Below are 22,331 nucleotides of genomic sequence, written 5' to 3'. Positions count from 1 at the left end.
CCCTTAGAGGGCGTCACCCAATAAGCCTCCGGCTCCGCCGGAGGTCATTTAACTGTAATACTCGAAGTAAGCCCACCAATAAATGGTGAATGAATAGAATCGCAACTATATCATCCATATAATTTATGAGGCAACGTTATGGAAACTCTGCAGTATATTTTTGTCGTGTCAGGCGTAGTTCAGTGTGTTGGATTTCGTTATCACACCAGTAGGCAGGCGCTGGATTTGGGCATTTCCGGCTATGCAAAGAACCTAAATGATGGTCGAGTTGAAGTGTTAGCGGTCGGAGAGGTGCTGAAACTTGAGAAGTTACACGCTTGGCTTAATCTTGGACCACCGAGCGCAACAGTGGACAACGTAGAAGTGCATCAAGTTAAACACAATGAGCGGCGGCAGGACGTACGTGTAGGGGAGTTTAAAATACTGTAGGACACTACAGTATTTAACTTTTTACGTTGAGATCAACCTAGCGCTATTTTAGTTCTACAAGCATTTTGCTGGTTTAGGTAAACCGGCGAGCTTGGTTGCTTGTTTGGCAGGGCCTTTTTTGAATAATTTGAAAAGGTACTTACTGTTGCCTTTTTCTGGGCCGTGCGCTTTTTCCATTGCTTTAACGAGCATGCGAACCGCTGGTGAGGTGTTGAACTCTTCGTAAAAGCTCCTTACAAAATGTACGACTTCTAAGTGTGCATCAGTAAGTTCAATTTCCTCATCTTGAGCAAGAATTTCAATCATACCTTCTTCCCATTGAGTGTAATCCAACAGATAACCTTGAGTGTCGGTTTCGATTTGCTTGCCGTTATATTCAAACATGTTTAATCCAGAGTCCAATTAACTATCTGGATAGGGTACATGACCAAGTTTATCTTTCTCAATAGAAATTGTAGCTATCTCAAAAAATATTGCACTTATGGATAAAAAAAGCCCAAGAGATAGGCTCTTGGGCTAGATATGATTCAGTGATGGAAGCGATTAGTCGTCGTTACCCATAATGCCTAAGATGCTTAGTAGGCTGATGAAGATGTTGTAGATAGAAACATACAAGCTAATCGTTGCAGAGATGTAGTTCGTTTCACCACCACGAATGATGCTTTGCGTTGTTAGCAAGATTACACCAGTCGAGAATAGGATAAACATACCGCTCATTGCCAGTGATAGTAGTGGCATTTGTAGGAAGATGTTTGCAACCATGCCGACTAGCAGAACAACGAAACCAGCCATTAGCATGCCGTTAAGGAATGAAAGGTCACGTTTAGTTGTTAGGGCGTAAGCAGATGCAGCCATAAATGCCAGTGCAGTACCGCCAAGTGCAGTTAGGATGACATCACCCATGCCTGCGCCAACGTACATGTTTAAGATTGGACCGATGGTGTAGCCTAAGAAACCTGTAAATAGGAATGTGAAGACTAGACCCATGCTGTTGTCACGGTTCTTTTCTGTTAGGAATAGAAGACCGTAGAAACCAACTAGCATAATGATAAGACCAGGGCGAGGAAGGTTCATCGCCATAGATACGCCTGCTACTACAGCAGACCAAAGTAGTGTCATAGACAGTAGTGCGTAGGTGTTACGCAACACTTTATTGGTTTGCAGAGCACTTTCTTGAGATGCTGTGCGTGAAAACATAGGGCTGTTCATAATCTTCCTCGTAAGGTGACTTCAATAGTTATTAGTACATTTATGGGGCTGAAAGTTCGAAAAATCAAGTCTTTCATTCCTCTTGTATACCTAAAATAATAATCAAAATAGTCGGTTAAGTGTTTCTGAAGGTGTAACAAAGTATTTCTAATGACGTATAAAGTGCCGCTAACACTCGATGTTCAAACTTTTATAGTTACTGGCTAATGATTTATAACCTTTGGAAAACGAACGATAACATCGAAAAATAAAAAGAACATCGAAAAATAAAGAGGCGACCTAAGCCGCCTCTGTAGTTTATGCATCATAACACATTAATGGTGCAAGATTTGGCTCAAGAAGTTCTGCGTCCTATCCGATTGTGGGTTTTCAAAGAAGTCGACAGGGTTGTTCTCTTCTATGATTTCACCGGCATCCATAAAGATAACGCGATCCGCGACCTCTTTAGCAAAGCCCATCTCGTGCGTTACACACAACATTGTCATGCCTTCTTCGGCTAATTCGACCATTACGTCTAATACTTCACGAACCATTTCTGGGTCGAGTGCCGATGTTGGCTCATCAAATAGCATAACCTGAGGGTTCATACACAAAGAACGAGCAATTGCCACACGTTGTTGTTGACCACCTGACAGCTGGCCTGGGAATTTATCCGCTTGCTCTGGTATTTTTACACGCTCAAGGAACTTCATTGCGATGGCTTCGGCTTCCTCTTTCGGCATCTTTTTGACCCAAATAGGGGCTAGAGTACAGTTCTCTAATACCGTCAGATGTGGAAACAAGTTGAAGTGTTGAAAACACATACCAACATCTCGGCGCACGGCTTCAATGTTTTTTAGGTCTTCTGTCAATTCATTACCTGAAACGAAGATATGACCCTTTTGGTGTTCTTCCAATCGGTTGATACAACGGATCATCGTTGATTTTCCTGAGCCAGAAGGGCCACAGATAACGATTTTTTCGCCTTTCTTAACCTCTAGATTGATGTTTTTAAGTACGTGGAATTCGCCGTACCACTTGTTCATGTCTTTTAACTCGATCATAAGACCTTGAGAGTTGTTTTCTGTTTGCTGCGTCATAATACGTCCTTGATCTTGTTAATTATCGTTTGTGACCGGTGTGAAGTCTGTTTTCTAGCCAAATCGAGTATCTCGACATGCCAAAACAAAACACCCAGAACACTAACGCGACAAATACATAACTTTCTGTTGAATACCCAAGCCACTCAGGGTCGGTATTCGCGGCTTGGCCAATCCCTAGTACATCAAACATACCGATAATCAAAACTAGACTGGTATCTTTGAACAAACCAATAAAGGTATTCACAATTGAAGGAATCGTGATTTTAAGAGCTTGAGGCAGAATGATAAGCCCCGTTTTTTTCCAATAGCTCAACCCTAGAGCGTCAGCGGCTTCGTATTGACCTTTTGGTATTGCTTGCAAACCACCACGGATTACTTCCGCCATATAAGCAGCACTAAACAGTACTACCCCGACAAGCGCACGTATCAGTTTATCGGTCTCCATCCCCTCTGATAAAAAGAGCGGAAGCATTACCGAGGCCATGAATAGAACCGTAATTAACGGAACACCACGCCAGATTTCGATGTAAACGGTACACATACTGCGGATGATTGGCATCTCTGAACGACGCCCTAGCGCCAGTGCGACACCGATAGGTAGTGATACAACGATACCAACAAGTGCGATGATCAGTGTAACCAGTAGGCCGCCCCATTTATGGGTATCAACAACCTCTAGACCAAATACACCACCGTATAGTAAGCCTGCAATGATAAACGGGTAGATGTTTACAAAAAATAACCAAATCCACGTACGCTTAGGTGTTTTTTCGTAAGCTAACAAAGCAACAAAAATAGCTAATGTTGCGTAGAAAAAGCGAGGACGCCACAGTTCCGCTTCTGGGTAGAAGCCGTACATGAATTGGTCCCAACGGACGCTAATGAAAACCCAACAAGCGCCTTCGCTAGTACAGGCATCGCGTGTTGTTCCTATCCAATCAGCGCTCAAGAATGCCCAATCAGCTATTGCCCATAATAAAGTGAAAGCAAAGTAAGCAAGCACCACAGTGACGACACTGTTAATTGGTCCATTAAATAGATTTTTTCTTAACCAACCGACAGGTCCAACAGTATTCGCTGGAGGCGGAAGATCAGGTTGAAATTGATGTGTACTCATCTTATCTCTCCACCAACGCTACTTTGCGGTTGTAAATGTTCATTAGAGCAGATGTTAATAGGCTTAGAGTTAGGTAGACGCCCATTGTCATCGCGATTACTTCGATAGCTTGTCCAGTTTGGTTCAATGTTGTTCCTGCAAAGACAGAGACAAGATCGGGATAACCAATGGCCATCGCAAGTGATGAGTTTTTGGTCAGGTTTAAATACTGACTGGTTAGTGGTGGGATAATAATTCTTAATGCTTGCGGAATAATGACTAGCTTAAGAGTTCTTGTTCGCGGGAGCCCTAGAGACATAGCAGCCTCTGTTTGCCCATGGTTTACCGCATTAATACCTGAACGCACAATCTCGGCGATGAATGCTGCTGTGTAGATACTTAAAGCGAGCATCAATGCTGCCAATTCAGGAATGATGCTGATACCACCTTTGAAGTTAAACCCTTTCAGAACAGGGTACTCCGCAGAGATAGGCATACCCATAACAAAGTAAGTGACTAATGGTAAGCCCACAATCAGCGCTGCAGCAATTCGCAACATTGGTGTTTGTTGGCCGGTTAGCTTTTGTTTGTTATTAGCCCAGATGTTGATAACAAAAGTAGCGATGATACCGACAATCAATGATGCGATGACAATGCTACTGCCTTGTTCTAACACTGGAGCTGGGAAGTACAAACCACGTACATTCAAGAAAATAGCTTCACCAAGGCTCATACTCTGACGAGCGGAAGGCAATGCTTGTAGAACGGCGAAATACCAAAAAAATATTTGTAGAAGAAGAGGAATATTTCGGAATATCTCAATATAGACAGCTGCAAATCGGCTAACTAGCCAGTTTGAAGATAGCCTAGCGATACCCATACTAAAGCCCAGTACTGTGGCTAACATGATGCCTAATACTGAAACTAAAGCGGTATTGAGAAGACCTATAAAGAATGTACGACCGTATGAGAATGTTTCGTCGTATTCAATCAGTGTTAAGCCGATACCAAAACCAGCTTCTTGGGAGAGAAAATCAAAACCAGTGGCGATACCACGGGAGTCTAAGTTTGTGAGTGCATTATTTACAATCGTGTAAAAGAAAGCACAAAGCGCCGCGACGGCGAGAATTTGGAAAACAATTGAGCGAAAAGTGGGGTTGTAAAAAAGGTTGGCACTTTTGGGCTGTGGTTTTTCTTGAGTTGGAGAAATAGTTTCATTAGGTTTCATACTGCTATAACCTCAAATCCATTTAATAAATAGGGCGGAAAAGTCCGCCCTAATTGATGCTTGTAAATTTATTAACGGATTGGTGGAGCGTACATAAAGCCGCCCGCATTCCATAGTGCGTTTACGCCACGAGAGATCTGTAGTGGTGAACCTGTACCAACAGTACGTTCGAAGCTCTCACCGTAGTTACCAACTTGTTTAATGACTTGGTAACCCCAATCGTCACGAATGCCAAGGCCTTTACCTTTAGGACCGTCAACACCAAGAATACGCTTGATGTTTGGATCTTTTGACTTAAGCATTTCGTCAGCATTCTTAGAAGAGATGCCGTACTCTTCTGCGTTAATCATTGCAGAAAGGGTCCATTTAGCAACGTTGAACCACTTGTCATCATCTTGACGAACAACAGGGCCTAGTGGCTCTTTAGAGATGATTTCAGGAAGTACCTGTGCAGATTTAGGATCAGCTAGATTTAGGCGAAGAGCATATAGACCAGATTGGTCAGTTGTAAGAACATCACAACGACCCGCGTCGAAACCTTTTGATGTTTGTGCTGCCGTATCAAATACCACTGGCTTGTAAGACATGCCACTGTTACGGAAGTAATCGGCTAGGTTAAGTTCAGTCGTTGTACCTGATTGAACACACACTGAAGCGCCATCTAGTTCTTGAGCGCTTGTTAGTCCAAGTTCTTTCTTAACCATGAAGCCTTGACCATCGTAGTAGTTAACGCCTACGAAGTTCAAACCTAGAGCAGTGTCACGATGTAGCGTCCATGTTGTGTTACGAGATAGTACGTCTATTTCACCAGATTGAAGCGCGGTAAAACGCTCTTTTGCTGTTAGCGGTACATACTTAACTTTAGTCTTGTCACCGAGTACAGCCGCTGCAAGAGCTTGACAATACTCAACATCAATTCCTTCCCATTCACCTTTTGAGTTAGGGTTAGAGAACCCTGGAAGACCTGTACTTACACCACAAGTTAGAAAACCTTGGGATGTGACTTTGTCCAGAGTGCTTTCTGCCGCTGATGCTGATGTTGCCATCATCGCAGTTGATGCAGCTACTACTGAAGCAAGAAGTGTTAGTTTATTTGTCATTTGTATCCTTCCTTGTTAACCAGGTGACACCTGATACTCATACTCGTTTGAGTGTCTCTTGTGTGTTGCGTTGTCTATGACCTTGTTGCTCAAATTAAGCGAGTTGCATTTTGCAAATGAAACCGTGTGCGATTTAAACAACTGTTTATAAGGTTAGGAAAGGATCCGTAGTTTCACAAATGTATAATTTAAAAAGAATTTTGAATGAAATCACAAATCCGAACACAATTAGAATGACCAAATGTTAACTGAATGTAAATAGTGCAACGGTTCACACTGTTGGTGCAACGAGATTTAGGTTTTTATATTGATGGTGGGCTAGGTAAATATTCTGAATTAAAGTCGCATTGATGGCGGATTAGCCTTGAGAAAGGTGGAAATTTGGTCAATAAATATTTTTATTACGCTTGGATAGTTATGAATATGCTCCAAATTTGGTAGCATGTCTGAATAGTTATTGAAGTAGTCTCAAGGAAGAACATGCGTTATTTCCCAATGTTTTTGGATGTAGAGAATAAGCCAATTCTAGTGGTTGGTGGGGGCGAGGTTGCTTGCCGAAAAGTCGACAGTTTGCTGCGAGCGGGTGCTAATGTAACTTTGGTTTCTCCTAAGGTCGCACCTTACTTAAAAGAGCTAGCCGATGAAGACAAACTTCGTTGGGTTCAAAATTTTTACTCGTCACAGCTTATCTCGAAAAACTACTTACAAGTGTGGGCAACTACAGATAACCCAAACCTAAATCATCAAGTACATAATGATGCAAAAAAAATGGGTATTCTTGTCAATGTGGTCGATGACTTACCCTATTGTGACTTCATCACACCCTCAATGATAAATCGCGGACGAATCCAAATAGCGATCTCAAGTGGGGGAGCATCACCTGTTTTGGTGAGAAATATTAGAGAAAAACTCGAAACTGTATTGCCACAGAACATAGGTTTGATAGCGGACTTCGGTGCATCAAAACGCAATTCAATTAAAGAGTCCTTTCCTACTGTTGATGAACGCCGAAAATTCTGGGAGCGCTTTTTGTCGTCCAGTTTTATTAATCAAGTGACGGATAGGGATCAACTTGAATCGTACTATCAACAGTCGTTGACTGAGCAAGTTGATAGTGAAGGGCAGGTCACTTGGATCGAATTTGAAGAAGATGTTGAGCTACTTTCTATGAAGGCTTTACGTCTGATGCAAGAGGCAGAGCTAGTACTTTCACCAATCGATTGTCCATTCGAATTTATAGACTTATGCCGTCGAGATGCAGAAAGAGAGAGCTATGTTAATAGCGGAGAGCTATCAACCAAGCTTGAGCAAGCCAGAGCAGAGAAATTGCGAGTGTGTGTATTTATTCCACCAGCAAGCGTAGAGTTTAATCTATTGGTTGGCAAAGACCTGAAACTGTCTGCTGCAAAAGTGCTCAGTTGAGTGGTAGTTGATAGATTTTAGTTGAAGTGAGCGCTTTTTAGTTGTTTGCAAATCGGCTAGAGACCCTGAATAAGACTGACCGATAAATAAAAAGCCACTTCCTAAAAGAAGTGGCTTTTTGCGATTTTAAACACGACATTGTGCTGATGAATGAGCAACCACAATAAGCAGTCGCTCAAACTCGAAAATTAGTCGCGGAAGTTGTCAAACTGGAAAGGTTGACCAAGTTCACCGCTGCGAACTAGAGCCATAACAGCTTGTAGGTCATCACGCTTTTTACCCGTTACACGAACTTTGTCGCCTTGGATAGAAGCTTGAACTTTAACTTTGTTGTCTTTGATTAGCTTAACGATCTTCTTAGCAACATCCGTTTCGATACCTTGCTTAAAGATAACCGTTTGGTGCCAAGTGCGACCTGTTTGGTCTGCTGCTTTCGCTTCCATCGCGTTAGGATCAACATTACGTTTTGTTAGGTTGCTACGAAGGATATCGCGCATTTGCTTCAGTTGAAAATCGTCTTGAGCAGTCAATTTTACTGATTCATCTTTGTAATCAAAGCTAGCTTCAACGCCACGAAAATCGAAACGAGTCGATAGTTCACGGTTTGCGTTGTCTACCGCGTTACGCAGTTCTACTGCTTCTACTTCAGAGATAATGTCAAATGATGGCATTGTGTTGTTTCCTTAAGCTAAGTTTCTATCTTTAATTGCTGTTGCAAGCATATCGAGCATTGTCGCAGTATCTTCCCAGCTTAGGCATGGGTCAGTAATAGACTTGCCGTATTCTAGGTTGTTGATATCTGTCATTGGTTGGTTACCTTCAACAATGAAGCTTTCCGCCATGATGCCTGCAATTTGATTCTTGTTAGATTTGATTTGTTCACAAATGTCTTGCGCTACTTCTAGCTGCTTACGGTGCTGTTTTTGACAGTTAGCGTGGCTAAAGTCTACAACTAAACGTTGAGGCAGATCGAATTCAGCCAACTGCTTACATGCGTTATCCACAGATTCAGCATCGAAGTTAGGACCTTTATCGCCACCACGTAGAATTACGTGACCGTATGGGTTACCAGAAGCACGGTAAACCGTCATGCGGCCGTTCTTATCTGGAGAGTAGAAGTAGTGTGAAGCATGCGCAGCGCGAATCGCATCAATGGCAATTTTGATGTTGCCGTTAGTTGCATTTTTGAAGCCAACTGGGCAAGACAGTGCAGAAGCCATTTCACGGTGAATCTGAGATTCAGTCGTGCGAGCACCAATTGCGCCCCAAGTGATAAGGTCTGCAATGTACTGGCCGGTGATCATATCAAGGAATTCAGTCGCGGTAGCTAGGCCAAGCTTGTTGATATCTAGCAATAGCTTACGTGCTTTATTCAAGCCTGTTTCAAGTGCGTATGAACCATCGAGGTTCGGATCGGTAATCAAACCCTTCCAACCTACAACAGTACGAGGCTTCTCGAAGTAGGTTCTCATTACAACGAACAGTTCGTCTTTGTATTGATCTTGAATCTGGCTTAGACGTTCAGCGTAATCAAGTGCCGCATCTGTATCGTGAACAGAGCAAGGACCAACGATAACTAATAGGCGATTATCACGACCCGTTAGGATATCTTCGATTTGGCGGCGAGAATTCTTAATGCGCTCAGCAACGTCGTCAGTAATAGGGTGTGCATTGCCTAGTTCGGCAGGAGTTGGCATAGGACCCAGAGCTTGGGTTCTCAACTCATCAGTTTTTAATGGCATGTGATAGCTTTTTTATTCTATTGCGAAGTGGTTAAGATAACGGAATTGAACAGAGGAATAAACTCTCTTAAGTCAAAGTTATCTCTGTTATTGCTAATATTCTCATTTTTATCAGCAGGCCAACGTCAAATGGGGGATTTTCACTTGTATTAACAGGCAGCTATCGGTATTTTCGTTTGAACACAACATAAAAATGCTGGAGCAGCAATGACTCAAGAAAATCAAAGCACTTTGCACCCAGAACTTGTCTTAGGTGATGTGCTGCCTTCTTACAACGATAATAATAATTCCAACCATTTATACGTTTCATTATCTGAATTGGTCATGGATCGTGTCTTCTATCATCCAAGTATTGAAAGTCATTTAGAAACACTGACTGATATCGAAAAAACCTCTTTAGATGCGATCCTTGGCGATAAAACAGTCGATGAGCATTTTGTTTCGACCTTGGTTATTGCCATTCAAGCAGCCGTTCAGCCAAACCACGCCACTGTTCGTATTGCGTTAAGTAGTGCTGATAGCTATGGCTTCCGTTCGCTACTTGGTGGTAGCTGTGAAGCCGAAGAGATAAACCCGGCACTAGGTGTTCGTGGGGTTGCGCGTTATGCGACAGCCGAGTACAGCAAGGCTTTCGCTTTAGAGTGTCAGGTTATTAAAGTGCTGCGAGAGCAGGGTAATAACGTTGAAGTGGTTGTACCGTATGTACGAGCATTAAGCGATGCCGCTAAGATTATTGATTTGCTTGCAGAGCAAGGCTTACCACGCGGGCTTAATGGCTTGAAAGTTCTGTTCTCGTGCGATGTGCCGTCTGCTGTGCTACTAAGCGAAAGGTTACTTCATTACTTCGATGGTGTTGTGGTGAACGTTGATAGCTTAGCGTCTTTCACTTTAGGTGTAGACAAGCACAATGAAGCTCAGCAACACGCTTTTGATCCTCAAAACGAGGCGGTTATTACCTTGTTGAGTATGATTGTTAAAGCAACGCTGAACGCAAAGAAGCCCGTCCTGCTTGTGACTCAAGGCTTGGTGGACTACCCGCGCTTACAAGGGTTCATTGCGGATCTCGAAGGTGTAGAAACAGTCATCACTGCATAAACCAGCTTATTGTTTAGATAAATCAACTTGCTGTTTGAGTTTATCTAAGTCACTAAAGCTTAGAGAAAAATGGAGATATCATTATGCGATGATATCTCTTTTTTGTAACATTTTTTTGACATGTACATCGCTAATCGATTAACTGGTCTGATGACTTATTTGACTAGGTAATCCGAATGCTGACCCCTCTACAAAAAGCAAATTTCTACTTGAGCATGTTTGGCTTTTTCAAAGTACCTCTGATCTGGCTATGTCGACCAAAACTGCTCGCGCTGGATAATCAACATGTTGAAGTGAAAATTCCTCTCAAAAGGCGAACTAAGAACCACCTCAATAGTATGTATTTTGGTGTGTTAGCTGTGGGAGCTGACGTAGCAGGTGGTTTCCTTGCTATGAGTAAATCTCAGCAGCAGGGCGAAAAGATTTCTTTGGCATTTAAAGAGGTGACAGGTAATTTCTTGAAGCGTCCAGAAGGTGACGTACACTTCACTTGTAACGATGGTGAGCTGATCAACACTATGTTGGCAGAAACCATGTCTACTGGCGAGCGTGTGAATCAACCAGTGACCATCATAGCGACTTGCCCGTCTTTGCATGGCGACGAACCAATGGCGGAATTCACGCTAACACTTTCGATTAAGAAAGTCCCAGCTAGATCATAGCTCGGAAGTGTAAGGTTGGGCTGAATCTGAAGATCATAGTTCGACAGAAGTCGTTGAACAAGTGGAGGAGCGGTATGTGAATTGAATACCCACATACCGTACCGCACATCCTAACAACGTTATGATTCTTGAGTGATTTGCTCGATATCAACGATTTTTGAACGGTTCATGACTATTTTCCAGCGGTAATAGGTAGGCTCATCATCGTGATTGTTCTCTTTAATGATCAGGTTGAGCAGGTGGCGTTTTTCTACTGATTCTCGGCTTACTTGCCCTTCATTCATGCGATATACGTTATTCGAACCCTTGTCCATTAAGCGTGTCAGTGCTCTGAGGCTGATCGATACCGTTTCACGAGTCTCTTCGTAACCACTCATGAATGTCGATGTCGACATTTCTGTATGCGAACGATAGTGCAAAATTTGCTCTTCACGTTGAACAACACGTTTCTTGCGTATTGATTGAATACGGTCTGCTAACTTAGAAAAATTCGCGTAGTCCAACCATTCAAGCTTATGGCCGACAGATTTATTGGTTGTTGGATCAAAGTAGCGACGCTTCCACTTAGGTTTGCCTTTACGCAGCCAGCGCCACAGTATGTCTCTTAAATCATCTTTGAAGATTTCACGCAAAGCGTAAATGAATGACATCGATACGATGAAAGATGCGGTAATCTCTCCAAGAAAGTCGCGAGCTAATATAACGGTTGTGGTAACTACCACCATGACCAAGCCTGTGGCGATGCCTTTAACGGCTCTCTTCACGTTCTTACCCATTGATGTCGTCTTTTCTTTGAGGACGATAGGGTGTTCGATCAAGCGTCGTAACAGTCGCATCTTGTTGCTCAAACGCGTTACGTCTTCTCGTACCTTCGCTGAGTTATAGCGATTAAGTTTTCGATGGGCGGTCTCTTTTTCACAAAGCGTCAAGAGTCGCTCTTTTATCGTCGAGTATTCACTGCCACGTGGCATATGTGATACCAAAGATAAGAACTTTTGCTCCGTGTACCAAGAAAGGTAATTATCAATATTGGCATAATAGCGCTTTAGGTTTTCTTCATAAGGAATACTACGACGAAGCTTCTTGAGGATATCCAAAGCCAGTTCGATGACTTCATCGACGTCATCAGCCGTTACGTCGTCACTATCTGTCTTATTCAAGCTGCTCACTGCTTTATCTAAAGCAATCACGTATTGATAGGCGAACAAACTCAAACTCACACGATACTGTGTCGTCGATAAGCGTCCGCGTTTTGCCAAGCGACTGTGTACCAATGGTAATAGTGTCTTATCACTGTAGTAAGCACGCTTTTGAGTAATTGAACTGTAAAAGAAGGCACTTTCAGAAAGTACTTCAGGAGTCAGTCCGAGTTCACCGGGAATGAATAGATAAACGTCCATATCGAGCTTTTTGGTCTTCGCCATCGCATGGTTAATTTTAAGTGTTATCGCATCTTGTTTATCAACGGTGATCAACGATGTCTCCTAGAATATAAAAATATGAATGAAACTAGCGAAAGCATATCAGAGATCACGTATAATCACCGCCAAATTTAAAGTAGAGACAATCTTGATGATTAATATTGGTCAAATAAACAACCTAGAAGTAGTAAAACAAGCAGACTTCGGTGTATTCCTTGACGCGAGCGACTATGGAACGGTGTTGCTGCCGAAACGATTTACTCCTGAAGGTGTTGAAATTGGTCAAAAGCTAGATGTTTTCTTATACATTGATTCTGACAACCAGATCGCTGCCACAACTGAAAAACCAATCGCTCAAGTAGGGCAGTTTGGCTTGATGACGGTTGAAGGTGTTAACAGCACTGGTGCATTCATGAGCTGGGGCGTGAAAGGTAAGGACCTTCTTGTTCCTTTCAGCGAGCAGCGCGGCCGTTTAAACGAAGGCCAGTCAATCTTAGTATATGTGTATATCGATAAAGCATCGAGCCGTATCGTTGGTACAACGAAGTTCAATAAATGGTTAGACAACACGCCTGCGACTTATAAGCAAAATGAGCAAGTCGATCTCATTATCGCTGAGCGTAGCCAACTTGGTTACAAAGCGATCGTGAACGGTGAACACTGGGGTATGATTTTCCCATCTGACATCATCGGTAAGCTGTTCATTGGTAAAACACTAAAAGGCTATATTAAAAACGTTCGTGAAGAAGACGGTAAGATTGATTTGTCTCTTCAGAAAGTTGGTGTCGCTAAGATGGATGACCTAAGCACTAAGGTTCTTGACCTGCTTGAGAAGAAAGGCGGTTACCTGCCTTTGAATGATAAGTCTTCTCCTGATGCTATTTTCTCTGCATTCAGAACCAGCAAAGGTACGTTCAAGAAGACAATTGGTGGTTTGTACAAATCTGGCAAGATCACTATCGACAAAGAAGGTATCAGCTTAGTTAAATAAGCGATCCTTTCGGTCAAAAAAAAGCCCAAACCTTCCTGTTTGGGCTTAGGGGAAAGGGCTCCGAAGAGTCTACGCTAATCGTTTCAATCTTTTGACTATTAGATTGAAGTCTAGTTTAGATTTCCTAAAGTGCGATTTTTCTTATTTGAAATAGTGACTTGAATTGATGTTTGTATAATTAGTCGTTGATTTACAAGCGCTCGCACACAGAGTTACATGACCGGTAGGATAGCCCACCCCAAAAAAACATTAACTGAAGTAATCCCGTAAAGTTGGGCATTTCTATTAAGCGGCTTTCAAGATCTGAGGTTGATATTCTATCGGAGTCAGGTCTGTTAGTTTCACTCCCTCCCCCCCTTATCATTGGTCAGCAATTGCATAAATATATTCTATAAAGTGATTGATGCGTATGGTGCTCTGCCCGAAAAATAGAGCATGTTCTCACAGCTAAATCGATCGTTGTTTTGATGCTAAAAACGTTCACGATCTTACCTGTAGCGGACTTTTCTGCGTTCATAGTTTAAGAGGTTTTGTTCCAAACTTGGTGATAATCTAAAGACTATTAAGTTCCAGAACAAGTTCACAAGGTTAGCTTGTATTTAGGTTGACTAAAAATTTATGAATAGCTAGGTAGTGAAATATTACAATTAAATTGTGACGCACATGTTAACTGGCATGTGTGACATTGTTCTATGTATTTTGCTTCTATTGGCGATTATTTTTTAATGAATATCTGCATTGAAAAATCACACTCAAAGCTGGATAGGACGGCGGAGTGTGATATTCATGACTTTTTCAATACATTATTGAACTAAATCAGCGGTAAATGCTTTGTTATAACTTGTACTCGTTTTTAGTTCGTTTTTAATCCATTTATTAAACAAACTAAAATCAGAATGTATTTGCCAGAAAAGGGATGCAGTAACTCGTTTACCAAATAGATCGGGGTGACCTGTAATCATCTTCAGTTTACTTGCTTTTATATTGTCTTCAATAAGAAATTCTGACAGAAAAGCAATACCTTTTTGAGCTGTGCAAAGATCAATAATGGTACCTAAATCATCCAGTCGCCATAAATTGTAAGAGGTAATGTTTGATAGGTTAATAAGATCCTCACAACCATCCATTAATAAAATCCGCTTCGATGATAGCTCCGATTTAAAAGATACTAGCTCTTCGCAAGCTACCCACCAATAGTTGACGTGAAATAACTCCTCTATATTGAAGTCGTTATTTGTCTTGTGATAGGGGTTACCTAACGCTAGGTCTATCTTTCCTCCATTTATATAGTTTCCTAAAACAAAGCTTGGCTTAGTTACAACGGATAGATCGACATTAGGGAATGCTTCCGAAAATGCTAATAGTGTCCTCTTTACATGATTATTAAACACTAATGGGTCTATACCAACTCGATAAACTATTCGGTCTGATATATTCATTTGTTGTGAGATTGTTATTAACTCTCGGTATTTCGTTAGAACGGGTAAGGATAATTTGAAAAATCGCTCTCCTTTTTCCGTTAGCCAAACTTTAGAATGTTGTCTATTAAATACATCAAAACCTAAATCGGATTCAAGATTTTGCACAGCCGTGCTAACTGTTGACTGAGACTTTTTAAGCTTACGAGCAGCAGAGCTAAATGAACCTTCTTCGACTACCGCTATGAACGAAACAATATTTTCGAACTGTAGTTTCATGATTCGACTAACCCCTGATACTGAAAAATCATATTTATTTGGAGAACAATAACGTGATGATAATTTAATCTCAATGAGTTTCATAATAAATAATTGTAAATCTTTAAATGGGTTATATCTAATAGTAATACAATGCATTTGTGATGTGTGTCACATTTTTTGTCTTTGTAAATTTAATTTAAATTTCCACTACTAATACCCGTGTTGTTTTAAGTTGTTGTTTTTTAATTGTTTATTTTTGTCTGTTTTGTGATGTGAGATGTTTTTGGTTGTTTTTTGGACGACCTATAGGTTTAATCGATAGAGGGTATTTTCCTTAGATTGGTGGTGCTAAATATAATGATGGCGAATTTTAAACACCCCTTAAATAGGAATAAATAATGATTACTAAGCTATACGTTAAAACAAGCATGTTTTTATCACAATTCAAGAACGATGAGCGCGGTGTAACTGCAATTGAATATGGTCTTATTGCAGTAGCAATGGCTGTATTAGTAACAGCAGCAGTAGACACAACTGGTTTTATTGGCAAACTAGAAGGAGCGTTTAAAGAAGTAGGTAACGCTATCACAAAGGCTAGCACCTAACATCAAGCCTCATTGGCTAATGTAGTTCATATCGAAAGATATTTGTGCCAGATCTATGTTTCCATTGGTCTGGCTCTATTAATTGTGAATATCAATTAAGACATGCGCTTATGCCAATCCATATAACTTAGGTAATATTTCTAATTTTGAGTTTTGAAGTCTATTTACTGATTTTGGCAATCTTGTGTGTCTATGTATCGGTTACTGATTTTTTGTTTCGCAAGATACAAAATCACGCATTGTTGATATTGATCTTTTTGCAATGTTTTCTATCACCGTTAGACATTCAGAGTATAAGTTTTTTACTGGTGTTAGGCGGAGGGCTGATAGTTTATGCCCTGATTTGGATTGGAGCCGGTGATATTAAATATGCCGCAGCTCTATCACTTACCATACCTGTCAACGATTTACATTGGGCGTTTGTTATGACGGCTTTTGCTGGCGGGTTTTTATCCGTGATTTATGTCGTAAAGAACAAGCTGATAAGTAAAAAGCTAACAACAAGCATGTTGAACGATATGCAAGGCATTCCATATGGGATAGCGATTAGCATTGGATTTTACTTGGTGATTTTAACTCAAAACACGCCACATATATAACCCTCCAAGAATGAGAACATTATGAGATCTCGACTGGTATTACTTGTTGCCATAGCTGCCGTAATAGTTGGTGTGCTAGGCGTTGTCGATTTGTTGAAGAGTGAACCTCAACCAACAACGACCGCTGAAATGGTGGAAGAAAAGAACGAAGAGCATGTTGCCGTTTGGGTGACCACGGAACCTTATGGAAAAGGGCGTGCGGTCGATGCACAAGGTGTCGTTAAACAACAACTTCCTCTTAGTGAAGCATTAACGCTTGGTGTCAGAGAAGACGCACAAATCAGCTTTGCCCCCTCCATTTTGCTAAATCGCGACCTTAACGCTGGTGAGGTTGTACTGCCTGAATATCAAGTGATGCCTGACCAGCCCGGATACATCGATCTTTTGGTCACGGAAGGCATGACGTTATACCCACTTCAAGTGAGTGATACAAACCTCATTAACGATTACATCCGCCCTGGAACGTCCATCGATATCCTCACTGTGAGTTCTCCAAATGATAACTTAGCCGGAAATATTGATAAGCCGAAACGCTTTAGAGGAGTAAAGGCTTCAATGTTCCTTAAAAACGTCAAAGTACTCAATATTGGAAATGACGAAACTGGCGACAGTTCTATTACCGCTCGCGCTCCTAGTAAAGAGGATGGACTGACGACGGTGGTCATCGAAGTTAGTCCCGACGAGTTACCAAAACTTGCGCTGGCACAACGAACTATGCATATCGAAATTTACCGAACTCAAACCTATACACAACCTGAGTTTGCTGAGGTGCGCAATATTATCGATAACTATACGGGGATTGCTGAGTTACGTGGTAACGAAAATAACCCGATCGGTCAAGTGTTTATTAATAACCCTGATATCGTCGATTATAAAATAATCAATGACAACACACTTGTTGTGTTCGGCAATGGTATTGGTCAATCGCGATTAATTGTCTATGGCATTGATGACGATGTTCTGCTTTCAGATCGCATTATTGTCGATTTAGATTTAACTGATATTAGACGCCAACTCAAATTTCATTTCCCTGATGCCAAAGTCAAGGTTCAGTCCGTAGGAGAACAAGTTGCCGTTAGTGGCCTTGTTGATTCCGAAGCGACTCGTGACGACATCTATCGTTTGGTTGCCACTCTGCTTGGACGAGAAAAAACAGAGAAATGGGACAAAACAGTGAAACTGGAGTTTAAATCCGACCACGCAAATTATGAAGAACCCGAAAGCATGGTTTTTGCCCGAAATATGACATGGGAAGGGATCATAGAGCGTATAGAGGTCGCAACGACCCAGCAAGTGAACGTTAAGATATCGGTGGCTCAAGTATCTGAATCATTTGGGCAAACTGTTGGCGTTGATTGGAGTACAGTCGGTTCAAGTGTTGGCGAATTTGTGTTTGATCAATTTGATGCAGCAAATCTTAGTACCCTGATCACAGCGTTAGGTAATGATAAAATTGCGGAGGTTCTGGCTGAACCCAACTTAACCGTGCTATCGGGTGAGTCTGCCAGCTTCCTTGTAGGAGGGGAAGTGCCCGTTATTGTAACTTCTAATAGTAACGTGAACATATCTTTCAAAGAGTTCGGCATCAAACTTGACCTTACGGCAAAAGTACTTAGCCAAGATAGAATCCGAATGCAATTAGCCCCAGAGGTGAGCGAAGTCGAAGGTTATGTAGAAGCAGCAGGAATCAAAGTTCCGCAACTGGCTTCTCGACGTGCTTTGACAACCGTTGAGCTAGCGGATGGTGATAGCTTCGTCCTTGGTGGCTTAATGAGTAGTGCTGATTTGGAAAAAATGCAAAAAATTCCTTTCATTGGTGACATACCCGTACTCGGCGCGGCATTCCGAAAAGCCACCACTGAGAGAAAACGAACTGAGTTGATCATTGTTGCCACCGTGAATCTTGTTGAGCCGATGAAACCCAAAGACATTCAGCTGCCTTATATTAAGAAGACCTCTACATTGGCGCGTTGGTTAAACATTAGATGGGATGGCAAGGCGGTGACGTCTTCTGATGCAACGATTCGTCTATTGTCGCAAGGAGGGTTCATTCAATGAAAAAATTACTAATAATGGCGTTGTTTAACTTGTCACTTTTGGGTTGTGCTTCCGAGCAATACTTTGTCGGTCAAGGCGCTGAAGCCTTGGTCTACAAAGAGCAGCACAGTTTTGAGTTTGCTATGAAAAATCGAGATGAAACGACTAAGCAAATTACCGCTTTAATTCAAAATATTGAATTAATGGACAAAGAAGCAACCTATGCCGTGGATTACAAATCAATACGTAGCAAAGCAATGTTACAGGCGATCTTCGAGGAGTATCCATCACATGTCATAGCGCCGCAAAGAGTCTTATATCGAAGCGTTAAGTTATTACCGAGTGACTTAAAAATTCAGGTGACTTTAACGCGCTTGAAGACTCAAAAATGCGCACCAGCCCAGATTCATGTTCGGTTGAGGCAGCCAGACTGCTTTGCTGAGTCGATGCGTTTGAAGCAAGTAGCTTACAAGTCTCGTTTGGTAGGAGAGCAATAATGTTTGACTTGACTAAAGCATTAACAACAAAGGCCAAGCCAGTTCAGACCGGAACGCCAGGTTTTGCCGGATGTACTCTGTTTTATCAATCTCAAGAGTGTTTAGACCTAGTTCAAGAAGTTTTTCGATTTGAAGGATGGAATGATCTTGCATGCGTTAAAGCCGGTTTAACCAAACTGACAGAGCAACAAAGTAGCCAAATTGTGATTCTTGAGCTTAATGAGTCAAGCAATGTTGTTGAAGACGCAAAGTCTTTTGCTAGCACTGTGCCCACACATAAAGGGGTGGTGGTGATTGGTAAAGAAGATGCCATTTCTACACTTCGTTCTCTCAAGGACATGGGCTTCTATTACGTTTTCTGGCCAGTGAATAAACAGGAATTTGCTGATTTCTTAAACCACGTGAGCAAGAACCTTAAAACTTTCTCTGGTGTGAGCGAGAAACGAAAAGCAAAGCGCGTTGCGATTGTTGGTGCCAAAGGTGGCGTAGGTGCGTCGTTTATCACAACTGAGTTGGGCTCACTATTATCGACGCAAGGCTCAGACACGATTCTCGTCGATCATCAATATGCGGATACTAATATTGATGTATTGCTTGGGCTCAAAGACTTTAAGCCGCGAACCATTGATGAATTCACAGCGCCATTGCATGAAATGGATGACGAAGGGGCGTTGAGCTATTTAATCAATGCTCGCAAAAATTTACGTCTGTTGGCGATTGATGGCGATATGAGCCAAAACGATGTTCTTAATTACAACCAAACCTTATGTGAACTGTTAGCGCGTAATGCCAATTTCATTATTGAAGACTTTTCTGGTGGTGTGGATTTCAAGGTAGAGCCTCAACTATTGGTAGAAAACTTTGATGTGGTTGTATTGGTGTTCGACGCATCTGTCTCTTCAGTTAGAAGTGCAAAAAGACTGTTTGAGAAGGTGTCCAACTTACAACTCACGTTATCGTCGCGCACTCGCGTCATTACTGTGGTGAACTATCACCGCCCTGAAAACGCTTACGTCTTACAAAGCCCCGATCTTGCGAAGTATTTAGGCGCTGAAGTTGACCTCGAAATCGATTATTGCAAAGCATTGGCACACATTATTATCGATGGAAAACGTGGCCATAAGCATGATCGCCACATAAGTCGTTCTATGGAACAACTTGTGAAACTGATTAATGGTCAGCCTATGGACCAGAAGAGAATGAACTCTTGGTTTAAAAAGGTGCGTGTTAAATGAGTTCTAACAAAGATTTATACCTCGCGTTTCGTGGCCAGATATTCGAAGCCTTAGATGCAGAGGCGGTTCAGAAAATGAGCCGACGAGATCTTGAATCTCAGATACAAGCAGCTGTTGATCTATTGGCGAATAGCTATCAAAGACCGATTACTTCAATGATGAAGTCGGGGTTGGTAAAAAGCCTGATCGATGAACTGTTTGGTTTGGGGCCTTTGCAACCTTTGGTAGAAGACCAGTCCATTTCCGACATCATGGTGAATGGGCCCAACAACATCTTTTTTGAACGACACGGCAAGGTGCAAAAATCTGAAGTATCGTTTGTGAATGAAGAGCAGTTGCTAGCCATTGCCAAGCGGATTGCGTCACGTGTCGGGAGACGTGTAGATGAACTTTCTCCGACGGTTGACGCCAGATTAGAAGATGGCAGCCGTGTGAACATAGTGATTCCCCCAATCGCGTTGGATGGCACATCGATCTCTATCCGTAAGTTCAGAGAGCAGAATATCGGCTTTGAAGATTTGATTGGCTTTGGCTCGATGTCTCCAGACATGGCGAGAGTGCTGATGATTGCTTCTCGTTGCCGTATTAATGTGTTGATTTCTGGTGGTACAGGCTCAGGTAAAACTACACTGCTCAACGCATTGTCTCAATATATCGCCGATGATGAACGTATCGTCACTATTGAAGATGCTGCCGAACTGCGTTTGCAACAACCCAATTTAGTTAGACTGGAAACGCGAACCTCAAGTGTTGAGCAAACCGGAGCGGTAACGCAGCGTGAGTTGGTGATCAACGCACTTCGTATGCGTCCAGACCGTATTATTCTTGGTGAGTGTCGTGGTTCTGAAGCGTTTGAAATGCTACAAGCCATGAACACGGGGCACGATGGGTCGATGTCGACATTGCACGCTAACACTCCACGTGATGCGATTGCTCGAGTGGAGTCGGTGGTCATGATGGCTAACTTAAACCAGCCTCTTAGTGCTATCCGCAGAACAATTGTGAGTGCAGTTCAAATGATTGTTCAGGTTAACAGGTTACGCGATGGGTCTCGTAAAATTACAAGCATCTCTGAAATCGTCGGCCTAGAAGGTGACAGTGTGGTGATGGAAGAGATCTATCGTTTTCGTTATGACGATGCCCACTATGGCGAATCAGTCAAAGGCGAATTCGTCACCGACGGTATTATGCAACGATCTGAGTTGGTGAAAAAAGCGCAGTTCTTTGGGCTCTATGAAGAGCTTAAAGCATCGTTTAAGGGGGCGTAGCATGCTTTGGCTTTCGTTGATCCTTTTTGCGGTTGTGCTGATTTTAGTCAGAGATTCAAAGGTAAAAAAAGTTAATCAGTTTTTTAATATTGAAGAAGTAGAAGCTGAAAATGTAAATGCCATTAACGTGAAGTCATTGGTACGTAAACATAACTTACAAAAGTTCAAAGAGTCCATTTCACCCACGCTAATGGTGTTGGGCCCACGTTCTTCTCTGTATATCACGCTATATATTTTGGGCTGCATCATCGCTTCTTGGTACATCGTTGTTGAGCTACTATCAATCTCCAATACGTGGTTGGTGCTGGGCTTATTTATTGTATTTAACTTATGTGGTTATCGGATCCTAGCTACAAAAAGACGTCGTGAATTTGAGAATACATTCCCAGATGCGTTGAACATTTTAATGAGTGCGGTGACTGCAGGTGACAGCTTAATGCAAGCCATCAGTTATGTCGGTGATGTTATGCACAACCAGATAGGCCGTGAATTTAAGCTCATGGGCGACCGACTTAAGTTGGGCGAGTCACCAGAAGTGGTGCTTCAACGATCGTGCAAAAACTACCCTTATCCAGAGTTTCTATTCTTTACCGTGACGATCCGGGCAAATATCGCTCGAGGTGGGCAGCTCAAAGGGGTGATGGCACGGCTGATTAGAGTGTTGGTAGACTCTCGAACATTAGAGAAAAAGAAAATGGCGATGACTTCGGAAGCTCGAGTTTCTGCCAAAGTCGTAGCATCTATTCCATTGATTTTTATGGTTATTCTCAACTACATCAATCCCGAGAATGTGAATTTTGTTCTCTACCATCCAGAGGGAAGAGTTGTACTGTTTTACGTGCTGGGTAGTGAGCTTTTGGGTTTATTTATTGTTTGGCTATTAGGGCGTGTTGATCTTTCGTGAGTGTTTTTTGAACAGCATGGTAAAGAGTTA

General features: G+C 42.1%; 21 protein-coding genes and 2 pseudogenes. 13 read left to right on the top strand and 10 right to left on the bottom strand.

Annotated features, from left to right (window positions below):
* The first annotated feature begins 138 nt into the window (after positions 1–138).
* The gene (gene yccX / locus AB6C75_RS19055) at positions 139–429 is read left to right on the top strand and encodes an acylphosphatase (protein WP_017103467.1); all 291 of its coding nucleotides are present in this window, start codon (positions 139–141) and stop codon (positions 427–429) included.
* A 54-nt stretch (positions 430–483) separates the two neighbouring features.
* Here the strand turns inward: yccX and AB6C75_RS19050 are convergent, their stop codons facing one another.
* The 6 genes from AB6C75_RS19050 to AB6C75_RS19025 form a co-directional block, all read right to left on the bottom strand.
* Positions 484–813: a TusE/DsrC/DsvC family sulfur relay protein gene (locus AB6C75_RS19050; protein ID WP_029223000.1), complete on the bottom strand. Its 330-nt coding sequence runs from the start codon at positions 811–813 to the stop codon at positions 484–486.
* A gap of 159 nt (positions 814–972) precedes the next feature.
* Complete coding sequence (locus AB6C75_RS19045; protein WP_012603870.1) at positions 973–1,638, bottom strand: Bax inhibitor-1/YccA family protein; 666 nt, start codon at positions 1,636–1,638, stop codon at positions 973–975.
* Between the two features lie 314 nt (positions 1,639–1,952).
* Positions 1,953–2,717 carry an amino acid ABC transporter ATP-binding protein gene (locus tag AB6C75_RS19040; protein ID WP_009846639.1) on the bottom strand — a complete coding sequence of 255 codons (765 nt, stop codon included), beginning with the start codon at positions 2,715–2,717 and terminating at the stop codon, positions 1,953–1,955.
* 22 nt (positions 2,718–2,739) lie between these two features.
* On the bottom strand, positions 2,740–3,837 hold the full coding sequence (locus AB6C75_RS19035) for an amino acid ABC transporter permease (RefSeq protein ID WP_009846640.1): 1,098 nt from the start codon (positions 3,835–3,837) through the stop codon (positions 2,740–2,742).
* A gap of 1 nt (position 3,838) precedes the next feature.
* On the bottom strand, positions 3,839–5,044 hold the full coding sequence (locus AB6C75_RS19030) for an amino acid ABC transporter permease (protein WP_009846641.1): 1,206 nt from the start codon (positions 5,042–5,044) through the stop codon (positions 3,839–3,841).
* Positions 5,045–5,115: 71 nt separating this feature from the next.
* Positions 5,116–6,144, bottom strand: coding sequence for an amino acid ABC transporter substrate-binding protein (locus AB6C75_RS19025; RefSeq protein ID WP_004733634.1), 1,029 nt, complete (start codon positions 6,142–6,144; stop codon positions 5,116–5,118).
* A 480-nt stretch (positions 6,145–6,624) separates the two neighbouring features.
* Here AB6C75_RS19025 and AB6C75_RS19020 point away from each other — a divergent pair, with 480 nt between their 5' ends.
* Positions 6,625–7,566 carry a bifunctional precorrin-2 dehydrogenase/sirohydrochlorin ferrochelatase gene (locus tag AB6C75_RS19020; protein WP_017101273.1) on the top strand — a complete coding sequence of 314 codons (942 nt, stop codon included), beginning with the start codon at positions 6,625–6,627 and terminating at the stop codon, positions 7,564–7,566.
* A 188-nt stretch (positions 7,567–7,754) separates the two neighbouring features.
* Here the strand turns inward: AB6C75_RS19020 and AB6C75_RS19015 are convergent, their stop codons facing one another.
* Together AB6C75_RS19015 and AB6C75_RS19010 are read right to left on the bottom strand one after the other, a co-directional pair.
* Positions 7,755–8,237: a YajQ family cyclic di-GMP-binding protein gene (locus AB6C75_RS19015; RefSeq protein ID WP_004733632.1), complete on the bottom strand. Its 483-nt coding sequence runs from the start codon at positions 8,235–8,237 to the stop codon at positions 7,755–7,757.
* 12 nt (positions 8,238–8,249) lie between these two features.
* Positions 8,250–9,308 (bottom strand): 3-deoxy-7-phosphoheptulonate synthase, encoded by a 1,059-nt coding sequence (locus tag AB6C75_RS19010; RefSeq protein WP_372108703.1) that lies wholly within the window; start codon positions 9,306–9,308, stop codon positions 8,250–8,252.
* Positions 9,309–9,515: 207 nt separating this feature from the next.
* On the opposite strand from AB6C75_RS19010, the gene AB6C75_RS19005 reads away from it, so the two are divergent.
* Both AB6C75_RS19005 and AB6C75_RS19000 read left to right on the top strand, forming a co-directional pair.
* Positions 9,516–10,403 (top strand): putative PEP-binding protein, encoded by an 888-nt coding sequence (locus tag AB6C75_RS19005; protein ID WP_065678346.1) that lies wholly within the window; start codon positions 9,516–9,518, stop codon positions 10,401–10,403.
* A 176-nt stretch (positions 10,404–10,579) separates the two neighbouring features.
* Positions 10,580–11,065 carry a PaaI family thioesterase gene (locus AB6C75_RS19000; RefSeq protein ID WP_017101198.1) on the top strand — a complete coding sequence of 162 codons (486 nt, stop codon included), beginning with the start codon at positions 10,580–10,582 and terminating at the stop codon, positions 11,063–11,065.
* A gap of 119 nt (positions 11,066–11,184) precedes the next feature.
* On the opposite strand, the gene AB6C75_RS18995 is transcribed toward AB6C75_RS19000, so the two are convergent.
* Positions 11,185–12,540: a hypothetical protein gene (locus AB6C75_RS18995; protein WP_012603874.1), complete on the bottom strand. Its 1,356-nt coding sequence runs from the start codon at positions 12,538–12,540 to the stop codon at positions 11,185–11,187.
* Between the two features lie 28 nt (positions 12,541–12,568).
* Here AB6C75_RS18995 and AB6C75_RS18990 point away from each other — a divergent pair, with 28 nt between their 5' ends.
* Entirely contained in the window at positions 12,569–13,477 is a 909-nt protein-coding gene (locus AB6C75_RS18990) for a S1 RNA-binding domain-containing protein (protein ID WP_181949841.1), read from the top strand.
* A gap of 803 nt (positions 13,478–14,280) precedes the next feature.
* Here the strand turns inward: AB6C75_RS18990 and AB6C75_RS18985 are convergent.
* A complete protein-coding gene (locus AB6C75_RS18985; RefSeq protein ID WP_372108700.1) occupies positions 14,281–15,174 on the bottom strand; it encodes a LysR family transcriptional regulator in 894 nt (297 codons plus the stop codon).
* Between the two features lie 380 nt (positions 15,175–15,554).
* On the opposite strand from AB6C75_RS18985, the gene AB6C75_RS18980 reads away from it, so the two are divergent.
* From AB6C75_RS18980 to AB6C75_RS18945, 8 genes and pseudogenes are all read left to right on the top strand, one after another.
* The gene (locus tag AB6C75_RS18980) at positions 15,555–15,761 is read left to right on the top strand and encodes a Flp family type IVb pilin (protein ID WP_372108698.1); all 207 of its coding nucleotides are present in this window, start codon (positions 15,555–15,557) and stop codon (positions 15,759–15,761) included.
* 146 nt (positions 15,762–15,907) lie between these two features.
* Positions 15,908–16,360, top strand: coding sequence for a prepilin peptidase (locus tag AB6C75_RS18975; protein ID WP_372108696.1), 453 nt, complete (start codon positions 15,908–15,910; stop codon positions 16,358–16,360).
* A 21-nt stretch (positions 16,361–16,381) separates the two neighbouring features.
* A pseudogene (gene cpaB / locus AB6C75_RS18970) lies at positions 16,382–17,191 on the top strand (Flp pilus assembly protein CpaB); the annotation flags it as partial.
* Positions 17,186–18,418: pseudogene (locus AB6C75_RS18965) on the top strand (type II and III secretion system protein family protein); the annotation flags it as partial. The pseudogenes cpaB and AB6C75_RS18965, both read left to right, overlap by 6 nt.
* Positions 18,415–18,894 (top strand): hypothetical protein, encoded by a 480-nt coding sequence (locus tag AB6C75_RS18960; RefSeq protein WP_372108694.1) that lies wholly within the window; start codon positions 18,415–18,417, stop codon positions 18,892–18,894. The pseudogene AB6C75_RS18965 and the gene AB6C75_RS18960, both read left to right, overlap by 4 nt.
* On the top strand, positions 18,894–20,129 hold the full coding sequence (locus tag AB6C75_RS18955; protein ID WP_371695065.1) for a CpaE family protein: 1,236 nt from the start codon (positions 18,894–18,896) through the stop codon (positions 20,127–20,129). Before AB6C75_RS18960 ends, AB6C75_RS18955 begins: the two co-directional genes overlap by 1 nt.
* Positions 20,126–21,397, top strand: coding sequence for a CpaF family protein (locus AB6C75_RS18950; RefSeq protein ID WP_372108692.1), 1,272 nt, complete (start codon positions 20,126–20,128; stop codon positions 21,395–21,397). Before AB6C75_RS18955 ends, AB6C75_RS18950 begins: the two co-directional genes overlap by 4 nt.
* A gap of 1 nt (position 21,398) precedes the next feature.
* Positions 21,399–22,301 carry a type II secretion system F family protein gene (locus tag AB6C75_RS18945; RefSeq protein ID WP_372108690.1) on the top strand — a complete coding sequence of 301 codons (903 nt, stop codon included), beginning with the start codon at positions 21,399–21,401 and terminating at the stop codon, positions 22,299–22,301.
* The last annotated feature ends 30 nt before the right edge of the window (positions 22,302–22,331 follow it).

This window comes from Vibrio sp. 10N.237.312.B06 (genome assembly GCF_041464685.1).
GTDB classification, from domain to species: Bacteria; Pseudomonadota; Gammaproteobacteria; order Enterobacterales; family Vibrionaceae; genus Vibrio; species Vibrio tasmaniensis_A.
Note: the sequence above shows the minus strand (reverse complement) of the source record. Positions and strands in the feature narration are given on the sequence as shown.